Annotated in this window: 11 protein-coding genes and 1 CRISPR repeat array; of the genes, 1 reads left to right on the top strand and 10 read right to left on the bottom strand. The window is 60.1% G+C overall.

What is annotated here, in order from left to right; genetic code table 11:
• Window positions 1–13 precede the first annotated feature (13 nt).
• From M1P90_RS19680 to M1P90_RS19645, 8 genes are all read right to left on the bottom strand, one after another.
• On the bottom strand, window positions 14–1,168 hold the full coding sequence (locus M1P90_RS19680) for a hypothetical protein (protein WP_483696997.1): 1,155 nt from the start codon (window positions 1,166–1,168) through the stop codon (window positions 14–16).
• A 211-nt stretch (window positions 1,169–1,379) separates the two neighbouring features.
• Window positions 1,380–2,081 (bottom strand): response regulator, encoded by a 702-nt coding sequence (locus M1P90_RS19675; protein ID WP_483696996.1) that lies wholly within the window; start codon window positions 2,079–2,081, stop codon window positions 1,380–1,382.
• Between the two features lie 13 nt (window positions 2,082–2,094).
• Window positions 2,095–4,302 carry a GAF domain-containing protein gene (locus tag M1P90_RS19670; protein ID WP_483696995.1) on the bottom strand — a complete coding sequence of 736 codons (2,208 nt, stop codon included), beginning with the start codon at window positions 4,300–4,302 and terminating at the stop codon, window positions 2,095–2,097.
• Window positions 4,303–4,496: 194 nt separating this feature from the next.
• A complete protein-coding gene (locus M1P90_RS19665; RefSeq protein WP_483696994.1) occupies window positions 4,497–5,825 on the bottom strand; it encodes a C39 family peptidase in 1,329 nt (442 codons plus the stop codon).
• Between the two features lie 215 nt (window positions 5,826–6,040).
• On the bottom strand, window positions 6,041–6,694 hold the full coding sequence (locus M1P90_RS19660; RefSeq protein WP_483696993.1) for a hypothetical protein: 654 nt from the start codon (window positions 6,692–6,694) through the stop codon (window positions 6,041–6,043).
• 660 nt (window positions 6,695–7,354) lie between these two features.
• Window positions 7,355–8,868: a CRISPR direct-repeat array (repeat unit 37 nt; unit sequence GTTTCAAACCCCTTCATAGCGGGGCATTGCGGTGCAC).
• A 186-nt stretch (window positions 8,869–9,054) separates the two neighbouring features.
• Window positions 9,055–10,071, bottom strand: coding sequence for a WYL domain-containing protein (locus M1P90_RS19655; protein ID WP_483696992.1), 1,017 nt, complete (start codon window positions 10,069–10,071; stop codon window positions 9,055–9,057).
• Between the two features lie 27 nt (window positions 10,072–10,098).
• Window positions 10,099–11,454, bottom strand: coding sequence for a TIGR02710 family CRISPR-associated CARF protein (locus M1P90_RS19650; protein ID WP_483696991.1), 1,356 nt, complete (start codon window positions 11,452–11,454; stop codon window positions 10,099–10,101).
• On the bottom strand, window positions 11,451–11,858 hold the full coding sequence (locus M1P90_RS19645) for a hypothetical protein (protein WP_483696990.1): 408 nt from the start codon (window positions 11,856–11,858) through the stop codon (window positions 11,451–11,453). The genes M1P90_RS19650 and M1P90_RS19645 overlap by 4 nt, the downstream gene beginning before the upstream one ends.
• 78 nt (window positions 11,859–11,936) lie before the next feature.
• Between M1P90_RS19645 and M1P90_RS19640 the strand changes: the two genes are divergently transcribed.
• Window positions 11,937–12,551 (top strand): Uma2 family endonuclease, encoded by a 615-nt coding sequence (locus M1P90_RS19640; RefSeq protein ID WP_483696989.1) that lies wholly within the window; start codon window positions 11,937–11,939, stop codon window positions 12,549–12,551.
• Here the strand turns inward: M1P90_RS19640 and M1P90_RS19635 are convergent, their stop codons facing one another.
• The gene (locus M1P90_RS19635) at window positions 12,552–14,846 is read right to left on the bottom strand and encodes a TIGR03986 family type III CRISPR-associated RAMP protein (protein WP_483696988.1); all 2,295 of its coding nucleotides are present in this window, start codon (window positions 14,844–14,846) and stop codon (window positions 12,552–12,554) included.
• Complete coding sequence (locus tag M1P90_RS19630) at window positions 14,843–16,171, bottom strand: TIGR03986 family type III CRISPR-associated RAMP protein (protein ID WP_483696987.1); 1,329 nt, start codon at window positions 16,169–16,171, stop codon at window positions 14,843–14,845. Before M1P90_RS19630 ends, M1P90_RS19635 begins: the two co-directional genes overlap by 4 nt.
• Window positions 16,172–16,207: the final 36 nt, after the last annotated feature.

The raw sequence follows: 16,207 nt of genomic DNA, 5'->3' as shown, positions 1-16,207 counted from the left end.
ACGGTTCTCCTCCTTATGATCCAAACTGGCTCAGAAATCGGTCAAGCGTTCGCACGGCCAGCCCGGCCGCCAGCGCACCATGCAGTTGCGCACGATCGGCGTGCAGCAGCGCGCCGCGAACGGTGTGCAGATAGCACAGCCGCCCATCGGGCCGCACCACGCCATCGTCGTTGGCGGTGTGGCTGGCAATGGTTGGCCAGATCGTGCCGCGCAGGAGCGTGTACAGGCTGAGCGCCGACTGGTCGAGAAAGTGCTCCATCTCGGCTTCGGTGACGCTGGCGGCGCTGCCCGGCAGGCGCGGGTCGTCGAGCAGAAAGAGGCGGTCGTAGGGTGGGCGCTGCATCACAATCTCAAGGTCGGCGGAGTAGCGACGGCGCATACCGTGCTGGCTGAGATGCTCAATCGTTTCCAGCAGCGCGCGAAAGTTATGGCGCACATACGGCGTGAGGCCGGTGAACGCGCGCGGCCCAAGCATCACGCCCCAGACCTCGTAGGGGCGGATGCCTTGCTCGGCCAGCGTTGTGTGGAGCAGCGGGGGAACAAGCTGGTGGCCGGCATTGCCCATCGCGCCACACGCGCCGCCAATCACCAGGATGCGTTTTTCGCGCGCCGGGGCGTTGCGCTGGCCGTGCTCGGCAAGCAGCCGCCCGATGTCGCCCTGCCCGGGCGCAGGTGTGGCCAGGCCGCGCAGCTGGCGGGCAATGCCGCGCAGCCAGCCATGCACCCGGCCACTGTTCAGGTCAATGTCGAGCCCAGAGATGGCTGGCAGGCCGTGCCCGCCGGAACCGGCGCGCGGATAAGTTTCGAACACCGAAATGCCGCGCAGCACCGCCCCATAGCGGCTGGCCAGCAGCGGATCATCGAGCAGCTGCTCGCGTGGGTTCTCGGCGTCGAGCACCAGCCGCTCGGTCAAGGTGAGCGGTTCGGCAAGCCCGCTCACCGCCAGCGCACGCGGCGGCAGGCGATCATTGTTCAAGCCGTTGACGTTGAGCCACGTTCTGTCCTGGTAGGCGAGCGCCTGCAAGCGCAGGCCTAGCGCCTCGGCCGAGTTGCCCATACAGATCACGGTGGTATCGAGCTCGGCGGGTGGACGAGCAATGTCGCTCGGGGGTGCGGCCGCCTGCGGCGCATAGCTGAAGCGCTGTAGCTGCTGGCTGTTCAGTACCATCGCAAACCTCCTTGCTACGCTGATTTGTTGACTGGTATGGCATGAGGTTAGATCAGACGGTGCAGGATTACCATTCTCCTGGGTAGAAAAAAGAGACCGATCTTATCGATCGATCTCGTGCCTCGACGGTGGAGGCCAGGAAGCATTTGGTTTGACTATGGGAGTAGGTCAGGGAGGAGGAAGGTACAAAGCCCTGTTCAGCCGCGCGGCGCTATGATTCTAGAAAGCCTAATACTCGGGCTACCTCAGCAGCATCGCGGCGATTCTGAATTTTGCGCCCAGACACCTGCGCCAGCTTCTCAAAGGCATTTTTGAAATGCGCTTTGACGGTGCTTTCTGCGATCATCAGTCGCTCGGCAATATCTTCATTGCTCAGATCAGCCATCCGTAAAACTTCCTGCTCGCGCTCGGTGAGCGGGTTCGCCTGGATTGTTGGCTGCGGCTTGGCCAGCATCACAAACTGCGCCACAAGGTCGCCATCGTAGCAGCGCTCGCCACGCACCGCCCGCCGCACTGCTTCGCCCATGGTCAGGCCAACCTGGATCGAGTTTTCTTTGGCAATAAAACCTTCGGCCCCCGCCAGCACCGACGCGCGAAAGTTGGCCAGCGTTGGGAAACCAGTGACGACAATGCAGCGCGTGTAGGGCGAGGCCTGCTTGATCGCGCTGATCACCTCCAGGCCACGGAACTCGTCATCATCGCGGCTTAATTTCAAATCGATAATCACGGCATCGGGCTGGCGCTCGGCAACGATCTGCACGATCTCGCCAGCATCGCCGGTGTAGCCAGCCACTGCGATCTGGTCGCTTTCGAGCTCGGCCAGAATGCCTTTGCGGGCAAATCGGTCATTTTCCAGCACCGCAACAACCAGCATTGGCGTTTCCGCAGCAGCATCACGAACAGTTTCAACCATCAGAAACCTCCTTTTATATGGGAAGCGTTAAGCACAGGCGCGTACCCTGGCCCAGCACGCTTTCGATCTGAAGTGAGCCGTGGCAGCGCTGCACACGGGCGCGCATATTGGGAATACCCGATCCAATCTGGGCGTCAGCTTCAAAGCCCACGCCATTGTCCTCGATTGTAATGCGCAGCGAGTGGTTGATGACTTTGAAATCGAGCCGCATTGCCGTTGCACCACCATGCCGAATGGCGTTGGTGATAGCTTCGTTCAAGATCGAACGCAGCTGCTCGATTAGCTGCGGCTGAACGATTGTCTCATTCCGATCATAGCTGAGCTCGAAGGCGATATTGTGTATCTGCTTCGCCTTGTCAACAATACGATTGACGGTGAGCCAGAGATCGAGCGCGCTGGTTTCAGCCCAGGCGCGGTGCAACTGCCTGGTGTTACGCGAAAGCTCTTGCACCGCCTCCTGCATGGTCGCAAGGCGTGCATGCTGCGGCGGGGTGAACGACCGATCCAGCTGAGCGGCAGAAATAAGCTTAGAAATGCCGAAGGCATTGGCAATAATATCGTCGTGCAGCTGCATTGCCAGGCGCTCGCGCTGATGGCGAATTTGCTGCTGCTGGATTTGCGCCTTCTGAATGGCGAGCGCCGCAAGATCGGCGAATACCGAAAATTTGCGCTGCTCGCTATCCTTAAACGTGCGCGGCTTACGGAACAGCAGGAACATGACACCAACGGCATCATTGTTTGCGCGAAAACGCAGCGTTGCGAGCGAAACAATATTTTCTTGCTCAAAAAACATATAGCTCGGCGTAAAACGCCTGGCCCAGCGCAAGATCGCGTAGTCGGTCGGCTCGTGTACGTCGGCCTGAAAATAATAGTCATCCTCGGCAACCAGCAGACGATCGACGATTGCGCAGCTGTGGTCAATCAGCTGCTGGAACTGATCCTGTGCCATTGGTATGCCTGCATGAGCGCCAAGCTGCACCTGATTGATCAGCGGATCGTGCTCGTACAGCAGAACAATATCGGCTTTCAGCTCATCGTGGGCGGCGCGCGCAATATCGTTCAGGGTCGCTTCAAGCTCGTGGTGCGACATGAAACGCCGCGCCACCGAGCGAACGATTGCATGAAGCGAGGTGCTGTTATCGAACACGCGGCCGATGTGCTCGGCCAGAATGGCCATAATCTCGCGATCCTGGGCGAGAAATGCGCCGCGCCGGTGATCCTGAATATCGAGCACACCAACGATCTCATCGTCCACAAAAATTGGCGCGGCCAGCTCGGATTGTGTATTTTTGAGGGCCGCATGCGGCCGGTAGTATCGATCGCGTCGCACATAGTTTGTATAGTAGGTATTGCGCGTCTCGAACACGTGGCGAATAATCCCAAGTGCTTCGGGATCGTCGCGCGAGAGCGGAAAATGCTCGCGCGCCAGCAGTTCGCTCTCTGCCGATGAGCCAGCTACACATTGAAGCACGCCATCCTTCTGCAAAAAAATCAGGATGTGGTTATAGGGATACTGCTCAGAAATTTTCCTGGCAATTGTTTGAAACAAAGCCGGCTCATCGTCGGCTGCCGGAATGCCGAGTAACTCATTGCCAAGATCGTGTAGCAAACGCAGATTGGCCGAGCGGTCGTTAATGATGCGCACCAGTACATACAGCATAAACGAAAGCAGCACTAGCCAAAATATGTCGGCGAGAGTGGCATAAACCACGGGCATCGCAATATACTGAAAATGGATCAGCGCATAGATAAAATTGATCGCTGTCATGCTGGCGATAGATGCCAGCACAGTGGCAAGAATCGATCTGTTTTCGCTGTATTGAATGGTAATAAAGATCGGCAGGATATAAAGCAGCCAGATCGTGCTCGACAAGCCATTTTCCTGCACATAGTTTGTCCAGAAATACAGGTAGCAAACGAGCGCGGTTGCCGAGATCATAATGGCCGTAAGGCGCAGCATTTCACCAATACGATTTTTGAGCGATGCATGAGCGGATGGAATGCTGAAAAAAAGTGGACGTACAAGCTTATATAGCCAGAAGCACAGCAACCAACCGCCAACCATTCTGGGAGCATAGCGCAGAGCCGAACAAGCAATCGTCAGCGTGATCAGCAAGCCATTTAACAGAGCATGGCTACGTGCAACCCGCAGAAAAATATTACGTCGTGGCCGGCGGCGGGGGAATACGAGCGTATCGCTCACACGGGTCAGGTGTAGCATTGCTGTCCTCCTGGCGAGTGCAATCAATTGTTTTACTATAGCGGGCTTCACGGTGAAGTCAATAATACTCGGGGGGAAGAAAGAAGGAGTTCGGCGTAGAGTTTCTCAGTTTAGGCGCACCTTTAGCCCAACGAACACCAAAAAGCCGCAGGCCAGATCAATCCAGATCTGGCCTGCGGCAGTCGATACCATCGCTACGGCTGCGGAGCCGGCGCTGGTTGCGTTGGTGCGGCTGGTGGCGCTGGCTGTGCTGGCTGCGCTTGCGGTTCTTCGCCACGGGCGGCAGGTACGCGCGGCTGCACGCCTGTGCAAGCGCGCGTGCTACCCTGCACCCAGCCGCTGCGCGGCGACTCGCCCACGGCGTTGTAGGCCGTCACGAGGTAGTAGTTGAACGAGTTGCCGCACGGAAGCCCACCCTGCGTGTAGTTCGTGCCGGCGGTCGTTGCCAGCGGGAAGAAATCCCAGCGGTTCTCGGCAAAAGCCCAGCGGTAGATGCGATAGCCGCTCGCGCCCGCCACCGCCTGCCAGCCCAGCGTCAGCGCGTTTGGCCCCACGCCAACCACCGCCAACCCATTTGGCGTGGCTGGGGCTGCGCAAGCTTGCGTGGTGCCCTGCACCCAGCCGCTGCGCGGCGACTCGCCCACGGCGTTGTAGGCCGTCACGAGGTAGTAGTTGAACGAATTGCCGCACGGAAGCCCACCCTGCGTGTAGTTCGTGCTGGCGGTCGTCGCCAGCGGGAAGAAGTCCCAGCGGTTTTCGGCAAAGGCCCAGCGGTAAATACGATAGCCGCTCGCGCCCGCCACCGCTTGCCAGCCCAGCGTCAGAGCGTTTGGCCCCACGCCAACCATCGCCAGTCCACCCGGCGTCGCTGGTGGCCCGCTCACCAGGCCCGCGCCAACAATAATGCCATACGGCCCCGGCGCAGCCTGATACGCCGCCAGTCGGAAGGTCGCGTAGGGCAGCGCAATCTGCCCGCCGGCGATCCACGCGGCCGAGCGCGCCGGCTGGTTATCCGGGTCGTTCAACCACACCGTCTGCCCATCGTCGGAGAAGCCGCGCACCACCACCCAGTGGTCCCCGTAGGCCGTGCCGCGCCCAAGTGTCGCGCCGTGGAGCAGTGCAATCACCGGCTGGCCGCGCCCCAGCGCCGCCTTTATGGTCTGCATCTGCGCGTCGGGCTGTGGCGTTGCCGTGTTTGGCACCTCGGCAAAGCTCAGGCCATAGGCGGCAATGGCGCGCTCCAACTGCGCAAAGCCGGTCGTGCCAGTGCCGCCAGTCTTTGCGCGAATATCGGCCACAAACTGCTTATCGGTCCAGCCAGCCGGGCGCTTGCCATACGCGTCGAGGATCATCGCCACCGCCGCCGGCCCGCAATCGACCTTTTCCGTCGTCAGGCCGGTGTACTGGCTGATGTAGCGGATGGTCAGCGGGCCAGCCGCCAGCGCCGGCGCAGCCACCGCCAGCGCGAGCAGGGCGGCAAGGCAGAGCATTGCCGCACGTGTGAACCAGGACGATGTGTTCATACCACCACCTCTTTCTTGTTGCTGCAATCGACTACTCGTGCGCCGAGCATAGCAGCGGGCCGCGTCACATTTGCGACGCGGCGGCGGCGGCAGACACATGTTGGGCAGGACAGCATAGAAAGAGCAAGGCGAAAGCGTGCGCCGGGCGCATTAGGCTGCGCTCCGTCGCGTGACTGCGCGGCAGAAGTGGTGTTAGCGTGCTGTAATCTGGGGCTTTAGGGTGCGCGCAGACGCAGCGCCACTGGCAGCGAGGGGCCGTTCTGCTGGAAAACCATGTATTGCATCGGGCGGCGCTCGCCGCAGGCCAGCACCATGCCCGCCGTCATCGGCTTGGTGCCGCCGGTGATGTCGGCAATTACATCCTGCTCGGCGAGGCCGGCCTCGGGCACCTCGGCGCTGTAGATCTGCTCGACCAGCGCAAAGGTTTCGTCGGCGTGGGTGGCATCAAGTACTTGCCAGATTGTTGAGCTGACGCCGTACGCGCCGAAGTGCTGGGCCAGCGCCTGCGCCGTGGCGAGCGAGCCGCCCGGGCCGTTGGTGGCGATCAGCCAGCAGTGCGACAGGCGGCGCTGGTGGAAGGCGAGCGCCTGATAGCTGGCGAGGTCTTCGAGCCGCTCGGTGGCACGCTGCGGGCTGATGAGCACAATCAGACCGGGCGCGGGGTCGGGGCGGGCGGCGCTGAGCGTGCGCGGCTCGGGGATCTGCTGGGTGCGCTCACGGCGCAGCTGCGCGATCTCAGCGGTGATCTGCGCGATCTCGACGGTGATGTGCGCTGGGGTGTGCGCGCCAAACGTTGCGCGCTGCTGCTCAAGCGCGGCGAGGTGGTGCTGGCGGGTGGTGAGCAGCAGTTCGGTGTGGGCGTTGATCATCGCGGTTTCCTTCGCTTGGTCGCGGGCTGCGCTGTTTGGCTGCGCGTGCTGGGTATTATAGCGGGTTCGCGCGGGCCGCGTGGCCGCTGTTCTTGCTTCGGCGACAGTGCCACTTTAGCTCTGTTTGCTCGGGCCGCAGGGCCGCTAGATTCAGTCCCCATATCCTCAGCGCAATTTGACATTGAATGCAGTTTGCTCAGGCCGCAGGGCCGCCGGGGCTCGCGCCGCCCCGGCACCCGGCGTCGGGGCTATCGCCCCGAACCCCGAATGAACGTGATGAGCATCTATGAGGCGGTGCTGTCATGCCTCCGTTGTGCTGACCGCTGGCATCCACAAATCAAAACAATGCCAGTTTTAGGATGCAGAATGCATCTTTCTGCTCCGCTTAAAATTGGTGAGCCTTGTATTCGCTGCGAACTTTACCAGTCAATCGAGTACTGGCTTTCACCATCGCCGCAAAGCATGACAACGGAGCGTTTCGAGTGATACCGGCATTCTTTGCCGGAGGGGGTCCGGGGGAACCGGCAAGGGTTCCACCGGTCGGGGGCACGGGGGCGAAGCGCCTCGGAAAAAAGCACTAAACAAACCTGTAACCCCTTCAGAGCGGGGCAGTGCTACGTAGGGGGGTCTACGGCATGATTGCTGAAGGCACCATGCTGTGTTTCAAACCCCTTCAGAGCGGGGCATTGCGGTGCACGACTGGTACCACGAGCGCTCGGTCAAGACGCACGCTGTTTCAAACCCCTTCAGAGCGGGGCATTGCGGTGCACGGGCATCGTCGCCTTCCTCGCCGCCGTTGGCCTCGTTTCAAACCCCTTCAGAGCGGGGCATTGCGGTGCACTGGAGAATTTGCCAGCCAGCTACGCCGATCTCGAAGGGTTTCAAACCCCTTCATAGCGGGGCATTGCGGTGCACTCGTCGGTGTCGCAAGCGTGTGTCTCGGTTGGTTCGTGTTTCAAACCCCTTCATAGCGGGGCATTGCGGTGCACCAACGGACGACAGCAGCGTGGATCGCCCTGGCTTTGGGTTTCAAACCCCTTCATAGCGGGGCATTGCGGTGCACCCACAACGCAAACCAATGTTCCACGTACAGTATCGACGTTTCAAACCCCTTCATAGCGGGGCATTGCGGTGCACTCATCACCCCAGGAGGCGATGCAACATCAACGCCGCAAGTTTCAAACCCCTTCATAGCGGGGCATTGCGGTGCACCGGAATGGCGCACGTCACAGCCGGAAGTTAGCCAAGAAGTTTCAAACCCCTTCATAGCGGGGCATTGCGGTGCACTCGAGGCGACATCTACCCTGAACAAGTGGTACATCACGTTTCAAACCCCTTCATAGCGGGGCATTGCGGTGCACAGTAGACACGCATTCTAATGTCAGCGTGGAGGTCCGCGTTTCAAACCCCTTCATAGCGGGGCATTGCGGTGCACGAATACGCCGACAACCCTGCCGACGAATACGCCGACGTTTCAAACCCCTTCATAGCGGGGCATTGCGGTGCACCGTGATGCTGAGTATAAGTTGAACGGCTGGAGGCAGGTTTCAAACCCCTTCATAGCGGGGCATTGCGGTGCACGCTGTTGTGTATGTCTGCAGGATTATTCATTGAATAGTTTCAAACCCCTTCATAGCGGGGCATTGCGGTGCACGGCAAGATGCCCCGCCACCCCAACCAGAAGCCGTAGAGTTTCAAACCCCTTCATAGCGGGGCATTGCGGTGCACAACTCGGCGACAACATCCCCGAGTTCAACCGCGCGAGTTTCAAACCCCTTCATAGCGGGGCATTGCGGTGCACGTGCTGCCCCTGTGGCAGTACACGCAGAACGCGCCAGGTTTCAAACCCCTTCATAGCGGGGCATTGCGGTGCACGTGGACTGTTACTACAGGGTCGAAGAAGACCCTGGAAGTTTCAAACCCCTTCATAGCGGGGCATTGCGGTGCACTCGCCGGACGGACAATCCAAGGCAACGCTCGCTGCCTGTTTCAAACCCCTTCATAGCGGGGCATTGCGGTGCACGAAAGGGATGGTCGGTACGGTTACCAACCGTAGCCGCCTGGTTTCAAACCCCTTCATAGCGGGGCATTGCGGTGCACGGCGTTGCGGCGGCCTGACGTAGTTCGGCCGCCGAATGTTTCAAACCCCTTCATAGCGGGGCATTGCGGTGCACTCCGTCGTATCAGCAGCCTTCACGCATTCGGCTTCCTGATGCGCTCTGCGTGTACAACGACTGACCACAGTGCCGAAACTGCTGCGCCATTTTGGCCAGATTGCGTGGATACTGTTCGGTTTGCTCAGTATAGTGAGTCATTCGTTCCTCGTCAAGTCCCATGTGCCAGAAATCCCCCCTTCTGTGCTATTGCTCGCCACCTGCCTCTGGCGCATACACCGCCGCCAGCGCGGCAATGCTTTCGCGCATCATGTCCACCAGCTCGGGCGGTTCGAGCACCCGGCAGTGTTCGCGGTAGCGCAGCAGCACCTGCCGCGCCTGCCACAAATCGCTGATGCACGCCTCCACCAGCGCGCTGCCGTCGTCGGCATAGCTGCACGTGCTTCCGTCGAACCACAGCAGCAGATCCTGCCGCCGCGCCGCCTGCGGCCCCACCCAGTAGCGCAGCTGGTAGTTCCGCCGCGCGTGCCGCACCGGCGGCAATTGCTGCGGCAGCCGGCGCAGCGAGTTTGCCACAATCCGGTCGAGCCGGTAGAAGATCGTGCGCCCGTGCAGCTTGGGCAGGCTCGCCTCCAGGCAATGCGCCTCCAGGTAGGTCATGCCGTCGCGCTGCACCAGGGCATACGGCGCCACGCGGTGGCTTTCCAGCGTTTCGGCGCTGGTGTACGGGCTGCGATACTGGAAGGCCACTTCGCGCTTGCCCAACGCCGGGTGCAGCCGTGTAATCAGCCGGCCAGCCGAGCTGCCACGCGCCACGGGCAGATCCAGCCGCAGACCCGGGTCGCTCGCGGCCAGCTGCACGCGCTGCGCCGGCGGCAGCAAGGCATGCAGGCGCTCTTGCAGGCGCAGCAGCGGCTGGGTTTGCGGCAGCGCGCCCGCGCGAATGGCCGCCGCCACCAGCGCCAGCGCCGCCAGCTCATCATCGGCCAGGTCGAGCAGCGTCAGGGTGCCCAGGCTGGTGAGAAAATAGCCCTCGGCAGCCCGAAACACAAACGCGCAGCCAAACGTCTCGCCGAGCGCACTCAGATCGTGGCGCAGGGCCGTGCGCGCCGCCGTGGGGTAGATATCGTCGCCCAGCGCGGCTTGCAACGCCGCGATCAGCGCGTCGGCGGTGGCCGGGCCGCGCAGCAGCACGCGCACCAGGTGCAGGCGGCGCAGGGTTGCCATGCTGCTGTCGCGGCGCGTGCCGCCCGAAGCTGCCATCAGAATGCCCGCCTTCCTACACGCCGCTCACAGCGCCACAAAGGTTGCGTCCTGCTCCCACGCGGTGCGCGGCTGGCCGAGCACCGCGCCAAACAAGCGGTCCAGCACCGCATCGACCACGGCCGCAAACTGTTCGTACTCTGCTGCGCCAATCAGGCGGTAGCCGTGCGCCAAAACGCTGGTGTTGCGCGCCTGGCTGCGCTCCTCGATCTGGCGGATCGGGAAATCGCGCACCAGCGGGTCATCCAGCGCGGCCAGCAGCATGTAGCCGTCGAACATCCCCACCACGCGCAGCTTGCCCAGCCCGCGCACGGCCGTGCGGCCGGCGTCGCGCTGCTGCTGCTGAAAGCGTTCACTGACCTGCGCCTTCTCATCAAGCACATCGAACTGCGGCGCATTCGCCAGCAGGCCATAGCTCGCCAGACGGTGCTGGCTGATCAGCTCCAGGCAGCGGTAGCGAAACAGCGCCGCGAAATCGTAGCGCCCCTGCGCGGCGCGGCGCAGCGCATTGGCGTGGAGCGTGCCAAGTAGTGGTAGCATCGCCGCCGGGCTGGCCAGCGTCTGCACCGCTGCCGCGCCGCGCCCCACCACCGAGCGCGCCACCGTGTCGAGCTCGCGCAGCATGGCGCGCTGGCGCGCAAGGGTGGCGACGTGTGGCGCAAGTTCCCCCGCCTCGTCGGGCAGCAGGGCCAGCAGCATATCGGCGTGCGCGAGCGCGGCCGGGAAATCGAGCACATCCCAGGCGGCGTACATATGCGACAGCTCGGCCAGCGCAGTGTAGCGCGCGCCATCCGCGCCCGGCACGCGCGCCGCCAGCTCGGCAAAGCCGCGCTGCGCCCCGGCATAGTCGTGCGCGTGGTACAGGCGGCGCGCCTCGGCCGCTTCGAGATCGCCAAACACTGCATAGGGATCGGGCGGGATGACCAGGCGCTGCGTACCAGGCACAATGAAAAAACGTCCGTCGGGCTGCTGTTCATAATCGCTCTGAATATAAATTGTCTGCAGACCAAGCACGTGCGCAGCCTTCTCCACCCCCACCGACATCGGCTTGAGACCGCCCGTCACATCCACCGCAATCCGCGCGCGCTCCACATCCGGCCAGGCATCGAGCACGCGCCGCAGCCCGCGATACACATCCAGCGTGGTGCTGTGGTCGCCGTCCGGTTGCAGCCAGCCGTCGGTCGTCCTGCCCAGCAGCGCGGCAACATCGCCCGGCATCGCGCGCGTGTCGTCGGTGAGCAGAAACGCCACGCGCTCCACCGCGAGCGTGCCGAGCAGGAGCGCCGCTGTAGTAGCCTGGCGCGTGCCAAGCACAATCAAGACGGCGTAGCCAGGGTCGGTGGTGCGCGCGCGAAAGGCGGCGAGCTCTTCAGGAAAATTCATACGATCTTTCTACCGAAGGCATCAAAGTCGAACTGGTCGAATTCAGCCTGCTGGCAGTGAATGATCAAGCGCCGGTCGCCATCGCTGGTGATAATGGCGTTAATGCGCTCAAGGAAATCCCTGGTCGACACCGAATCAATCGAAAAGCGCTTGCCGCGTTCTTTCATCGGCAGCATGCCCAGAATGCCCATCACCTCGGCGCGGGTCAGCTCGGCGCGTTGCAGCTGAATCGGCAATTCGCGCTCTTTCGCGCCACACTGCAGCACCACCGTGACTTTCTTCTGCTGGCGCTGCTGCTCATGCCTGAGTTCCTGCTGCACCTGGCGCGCTTTCTGCCAGGCAAACAGTGCGAAAACCGCGCCTAGAATGCCGATGATGTCGGCGGCAGTGCTGAGATATTCCATCAAGAGCCTCAATATCGTGGACTGTCTGCCTGCTGTTCCGTGCTACAATATGGCTACACGCAAATAACGAGGTTCGTTATGACCGCTGACATTGCCACAGCCCCTCCTGAGTTCACCACGCGCTCGCTCGATGCGAACTGGAGCTATGCGCGCTGGTCGCAGCTGCCCGACGACGGCAACCGCTACGAGGTGATTGATGGAGTGCTGTATATGACCACCGCGCCGAGCTTTTTTCACCAGTGGATCATCAGCCGCATTACGCGTGTGCTTCAAACACAGCTTGAAGATCCCGGCATCGGTATTGTCGCCTTCGCGCCGATCGGCCTGCTTATGCCCGGATGCGACCCGGTGCAGCCGGATATTGTGGCCGTGCGAAGCGAAGACCGCGGCATGATCTACGACCGGCGCATCAATGGCGTGCCATCGCTGATTGTCGAAGTGCTGTCGCCAGGCAATGCCGAGAAAGATACGACGATCAAGCGCACGGCGTACGCTCGCGCCGAATTGCCAGAATACTGGATCGTGCGGCCTGCTGAGCGCGATGTGCTGGTACTCTCGCAGCCCGACGCCGCATTGGGCGAGTATCTCCACTCCGTCACGTTCGCCCAGTCGCACGAGCTCATCTCCCCGACCTTGCCGATCCGCGCTGCCGTCGCGAGCTTCTTTGCCGGCTCGCCTGACGAGACGGTCTAGCTACTGCTTTTTCGCCCCCGGCTTCAGCTCCACGATCACTCGCCCGCTTTTTAACGTTCGTACATCAATGACCTCAACACGAGCTGTATTGCCAACTTTGTAGCGCGTAGTGCGTCCATCCTCTATGTTCTCGGCTTTCAATGCACCGAAAGTTTTATCATTACTGAAGCCAGGCACCTCAAGCACGACGAGACTTTCATCGGCTGCAATAATCTTCCACGTAACAACATCGCCGACAGCGGGCAGCTGCGGGGCAGTGGGTTTCGGTGGCTCGGCTGGTGAAGCTTGCGAAACAGGCTGCGCAGGTGCTCCTGTCGTCGACATATCTGCACGCAGTTCGTTGATCACCTGGAGCGGACTGGGCAGCACCGGGCGCAGCTTGTACTCGTTCACTTTCTGCTCGTTGCGCTTCGGCTCGGCGGCGGCAATTGCTCCTTGCCGTGTATCGCGCTCTATTTCCATATAGCGAGTTATCTGCGGTTGTGGGCCTGGCCAGCGCAAGAGCGCGCACAGACACTGCATCCGCAAGGTATCAGCGAGCTTGCCCGTTGCGCTTGGGTCTTTGCTCTCCTCAAGCACATAATCCTCAAATGCCTTGATAATTTGGTCCCGCTCAGCGCTCTCAAGCTGGTCGTGTGCCCCAGTCGCCCAGCTTTCACCGTCAAATAGCGCCGTATAGCGCACCACGCGTTCCGTCAGGGTCACGGTACTCGCGATCTTCACCGCACCCATTCCCAGCGGCTTGCCCATGCCCACGTGCAAACGATAATCGTCATGCGCAGCAAGTTGCAGCACCCATAACAGCGCGCCCAGTTCGACATTGCTCAGATTTTCGAAGCGCACATCGAAGGTAAAGCTAACCCCGGCGCGTACCGGGCGGGTCTGTGTTTTCTGTGTGTCTTTAATGTCATTCTGCTCGGCTGGCAAGCCAATGTTTGGCTGGTCGCCTTTGTGCCAGTACATTTTGTGGCCGCGCACTGTTGTCTCTTCGCCCGGCTTGCTCCCGTAATGCTTCAGTTCGGGCCGAATTGCCGAAGGTTGCGAAAGGTAGTGTTGAAATGTCGTCGGCTTGGGCGTTGCCAGAATGCGCGGTGTAATCGGCTCATCGCTGTACCAGATATCGGCCTGGCCTGCGTCGAGCAAGGCATCGCCAACGAATACTCGCCCGGCCAGCGCCTGTCCTTCGTCGCGTCGTGAACCGCGCACAAAACCAAAAATCGCCTCGGCAAGATCGATCGTTGTGTCGTCGCGCAATTCTTTTGGGACAAAGTCGCGCGGGCTTGCGGCGCGCTCGCTGCCAGGGAAACGAAATGGCAGGCGGAAGTTAGGGTTATGCCCGAAGTACACAACCTCGCCATTGCTGCCACGTGCCGGCTCGCAGTAGAACACCGGATGGCCATCTTGCAGCACGCCATTATCGCCCAGCTGCTCAACAACAAAGGTGCTCAGGCCGTTGCGATAATCGTCTATTGCGGTATTGGCAATCTTGATTTCACCACTGCCAGCTTCGCCGATCACCGCATGATTTTTACGCGGGCTGCGCTGCGAACCCTTGCCGGTTTCCAGCATATTGCCGCTGGTAACGATCATGCCCTGATGCTCATTATATTTGCCTGGTGCGCCAATCAAATCGACTACCCAGCGGCCTTGCGGGTTACGCGGGCTCGGTTTAAGCTTTTTGGTCGTGAAGCTGATCGGGATGGTTTGCAGATGGTAGTTGCGTTCATTCAGGCGCATCAGGCCAAGCGCCGGGGGAATATCGCCCTCACGCGCCTTCAAGTACCCTTCGCTGCCGATCAATCGCGCCGGCTGAATGAACCAATCCCGGCCGTGTAGCACCAGGTAGCCCGCGCGAACATTGCGCAACTGGTTGCGATATGGCAAAGCAAGCGGATCATCCATTTTCGCCGCTACTGCGCGGTAGAAATAGCGCGGCTGATCGGTAACTTTCTCCATCTTGCCGTAGCTGGCAACTTCAACGAGTGCGCGCAGCATGCCGCGCAGGCTGCTGCCAGGGATGACGGGTTTGCTTCGTTCGAGCAGGCTGAAGAAATCAGGGAGATTCTTAGTCTCCAGCCCTTCCGCAAACTGTTCGGGCGTCAGCCCGCCACGCACATACAGTGGCGATGATGTGGTAAGTGTGCAGGCAATCGTGCCGGTATGGCGAGCAGCGTGGTACGTATTCTGTAGCGCCGCTGGCTCTGCTTGCACAACAGTATTCGGCAAAGGCACGAAATTGTAGGGTGCAATTGCGGCGCGTTCTTCAGGTAGTGATGTGATATGTGTGAAGGTCATTGTGGTGTCTCATTTATGTTGACAAATCCAATTATTACCTCAGGACGGCCTTCAGTATTCAGTTGCACCAGAACAATATCTCCAGCCTTCACTTTGCGCGGCAAAGATGAGCCAAAACGCGCTCGGCCTGGTTTTCTGCCGTCAAGAGGTATAACTGCTGCATCTACGGTGCCGACTCCTCCAATACGCGCCTGTACCGTTTGCACCTCAAGGGGTACTGCGTCCAGTGTGTCCGCATTTTCATCACCCTGGATGCGTTCGTGGTTAGGGTAAACAGCGATTGGTAATGGCAGCACTGGGCGTGTGTAGAATTCGTTTATCACATGTACGTTGCGTTCGTGTGACCAGCGTCGGCGGTTTTGTCGTGCTGAAGAAACAATATTCGCACTGTCCGAGGCGTCTCGTTCAATTTCCATGGAACGCGTCTTAGCGGGATCAGGCCCAGGCCAGGTAAGCAGGGTCAATAAGCAGCGCATGCGCAGTGTGTCAGCGAGCTGTGGTGCCGTTTCCTCACTGTTTTGCAGGACATACCGCTCAAATTCGCCTCTCAGGGTTTCGGCTTGCGTTGCAGACATTAATGCCTCGCCCGTACACCATCCCGTGGTTGTCGTAAAGAGATGACTGTAGCGCTCAGTCTGGTTGCTGAGAATAATATTGTGCGTTATTGCGACAGCGCCCATGCCAAGCGACTTACCCATGCCTAGTTTCAAACGATAATTGGAATCAGCAGCAAGTTGAAGTACCCAAAGCAGTGCGCCAAGCTCAACCGCAGTCAGATTTTCAAAATGAATATCAAACGAGAATGTCACTCCTGAATTTACTGGCTGCATCTTGGTATATTGCTTTGATGCTTTTTCGATTTTCTGCTGATCGTGCTCACGAATAGCTTCGCTGCCAACGTTATCCTTATGCCAGTACAGCTTATAACCACGGATGGTTGTTTGTTCCCATGTGGTGTTATATCCCTGCAATCGATTTTGGGCAGCCTGTGTTTGATCCGTTTGAACAAGATAATGTTGGAAGGTCGTCGGCTTCGGCGACCCCAGAACGCGTGGGGTCAGTGGTTGAGCAAAAAGGACGTTTGTTTGCCCTTCGGCCAAGCGTGCATCACTGACAAAGACGCGCCCCGCTACCGCTGATCGTCGATCGTCTTTTCTTTGAGGCACAAAGCCAAAGATGGCTTCGGCCAGATCAATCTCTGGCAAAGCGGCAGTGCCGTTTACGCCGTAGCGAACAATGGCTGATATAAATTCGTATGGTGAAGAACCATATGGGCGTCGGAAAAGCTGTGCGCGGCCAAAAAACGCTACTTCCGTTCCATCCATCTGGACTTTTGCAGATTTGCGGCAACAAGCTTCTGA

Source organism: Kouleothrix sp. 19917 (genome assembly GCF_057073505.1).
The sequence above is the reverse complement of the archived record's forward strand: the minus strand, read 5'-3'. Positions and strand labels throughout refer to the sequence as shown.

What these genes read in the sequence shown, in the direction of transcription:
- M1P90_RS19675 (WP_483696996.1), bottom strand. Translation starts at nt 2,081, where the DNA reads ATGGTTGAAACTGTTCGTGATGCTGCTGCGGAAACGCCAATGCTGGTT.
- M1P90_RS19635 (WP_483696988.1), bottom strand. Translation starts at nt 14,846, where the DNA reads ATGACCTTCACACATATCACATCACTACCTGAAGAACGCGCCGCAATT.
- M1P90_RS19630 (WP_483696987.1), bottom strand. Translation starts at nt 16,171, where the DNA reads ATGGATGGAACGGAAGTAGCGTTTTTTGGCCGCGCACAGCTTTTCCGA.
- M1P90_RS19680 (WP_483696997.1), bottom strand. Translation starts at nt 1,168, where the DNA reads ATGGTACTGAACAGCCAGCAGCTACAGCGCTTCAGCTATGCGCCGCAG.
- M1P90_RS19650 (WP_483696991.1), bottom strand. Translation starts at nt 11,454, where the DNA reads ATGAATTTTCCTGAAGAGCTCGCCGCCTTTCGCGCGCGCACCACCGAC.
- M1P90_RS19670 (WP_483696995.1), bottom strand. Translation starts at nt 4,302, where the DNA reads ATGCTACACCTGACCCGTGTGAGCGATACGCTCGTATTCCCCCGCCGC.
- M1P90_RS19645 (WP_483696990.1), bottom strand. Translation starts at nt 11,858, where the DNA reads ATGGAATATCTCAGCACTGCCGCCGACATCATCGGCATTCTAGGCGCG.
- M1P90_RS19660 (WP_483696993.1), bottom strand. Translation starts at nt 6,694, where the DNA reads ATGATCAACGCCCACACCGAACTGCTGCTCACCACCCGCCAGCACCAC.
- M1P90_RS19665 (WP_483696994.1), bottom strand. Translation starts at nt 5,825, where the DNA reads ATGAACACATCGTCCTGGTTCACACGTGCGGCAATGCTCTGCCTTGCC.
- M1P90_RS19655 (WP_483696992.1), bottom strand. Translation starts at nt 10,071, where the DNA reads ATGGCAGCTTCGGGCGGCACGCGCCGCGACAGCAGCATGGCAACCCTG.
- M1P90_RS19640 (WP_483696989.1), top strand. Translation starts at nt 11,937, where the DNA reads ATGACCGCTGACATTGCCACAGCCCCTCCTGAGTTCACCACGCGCTCG.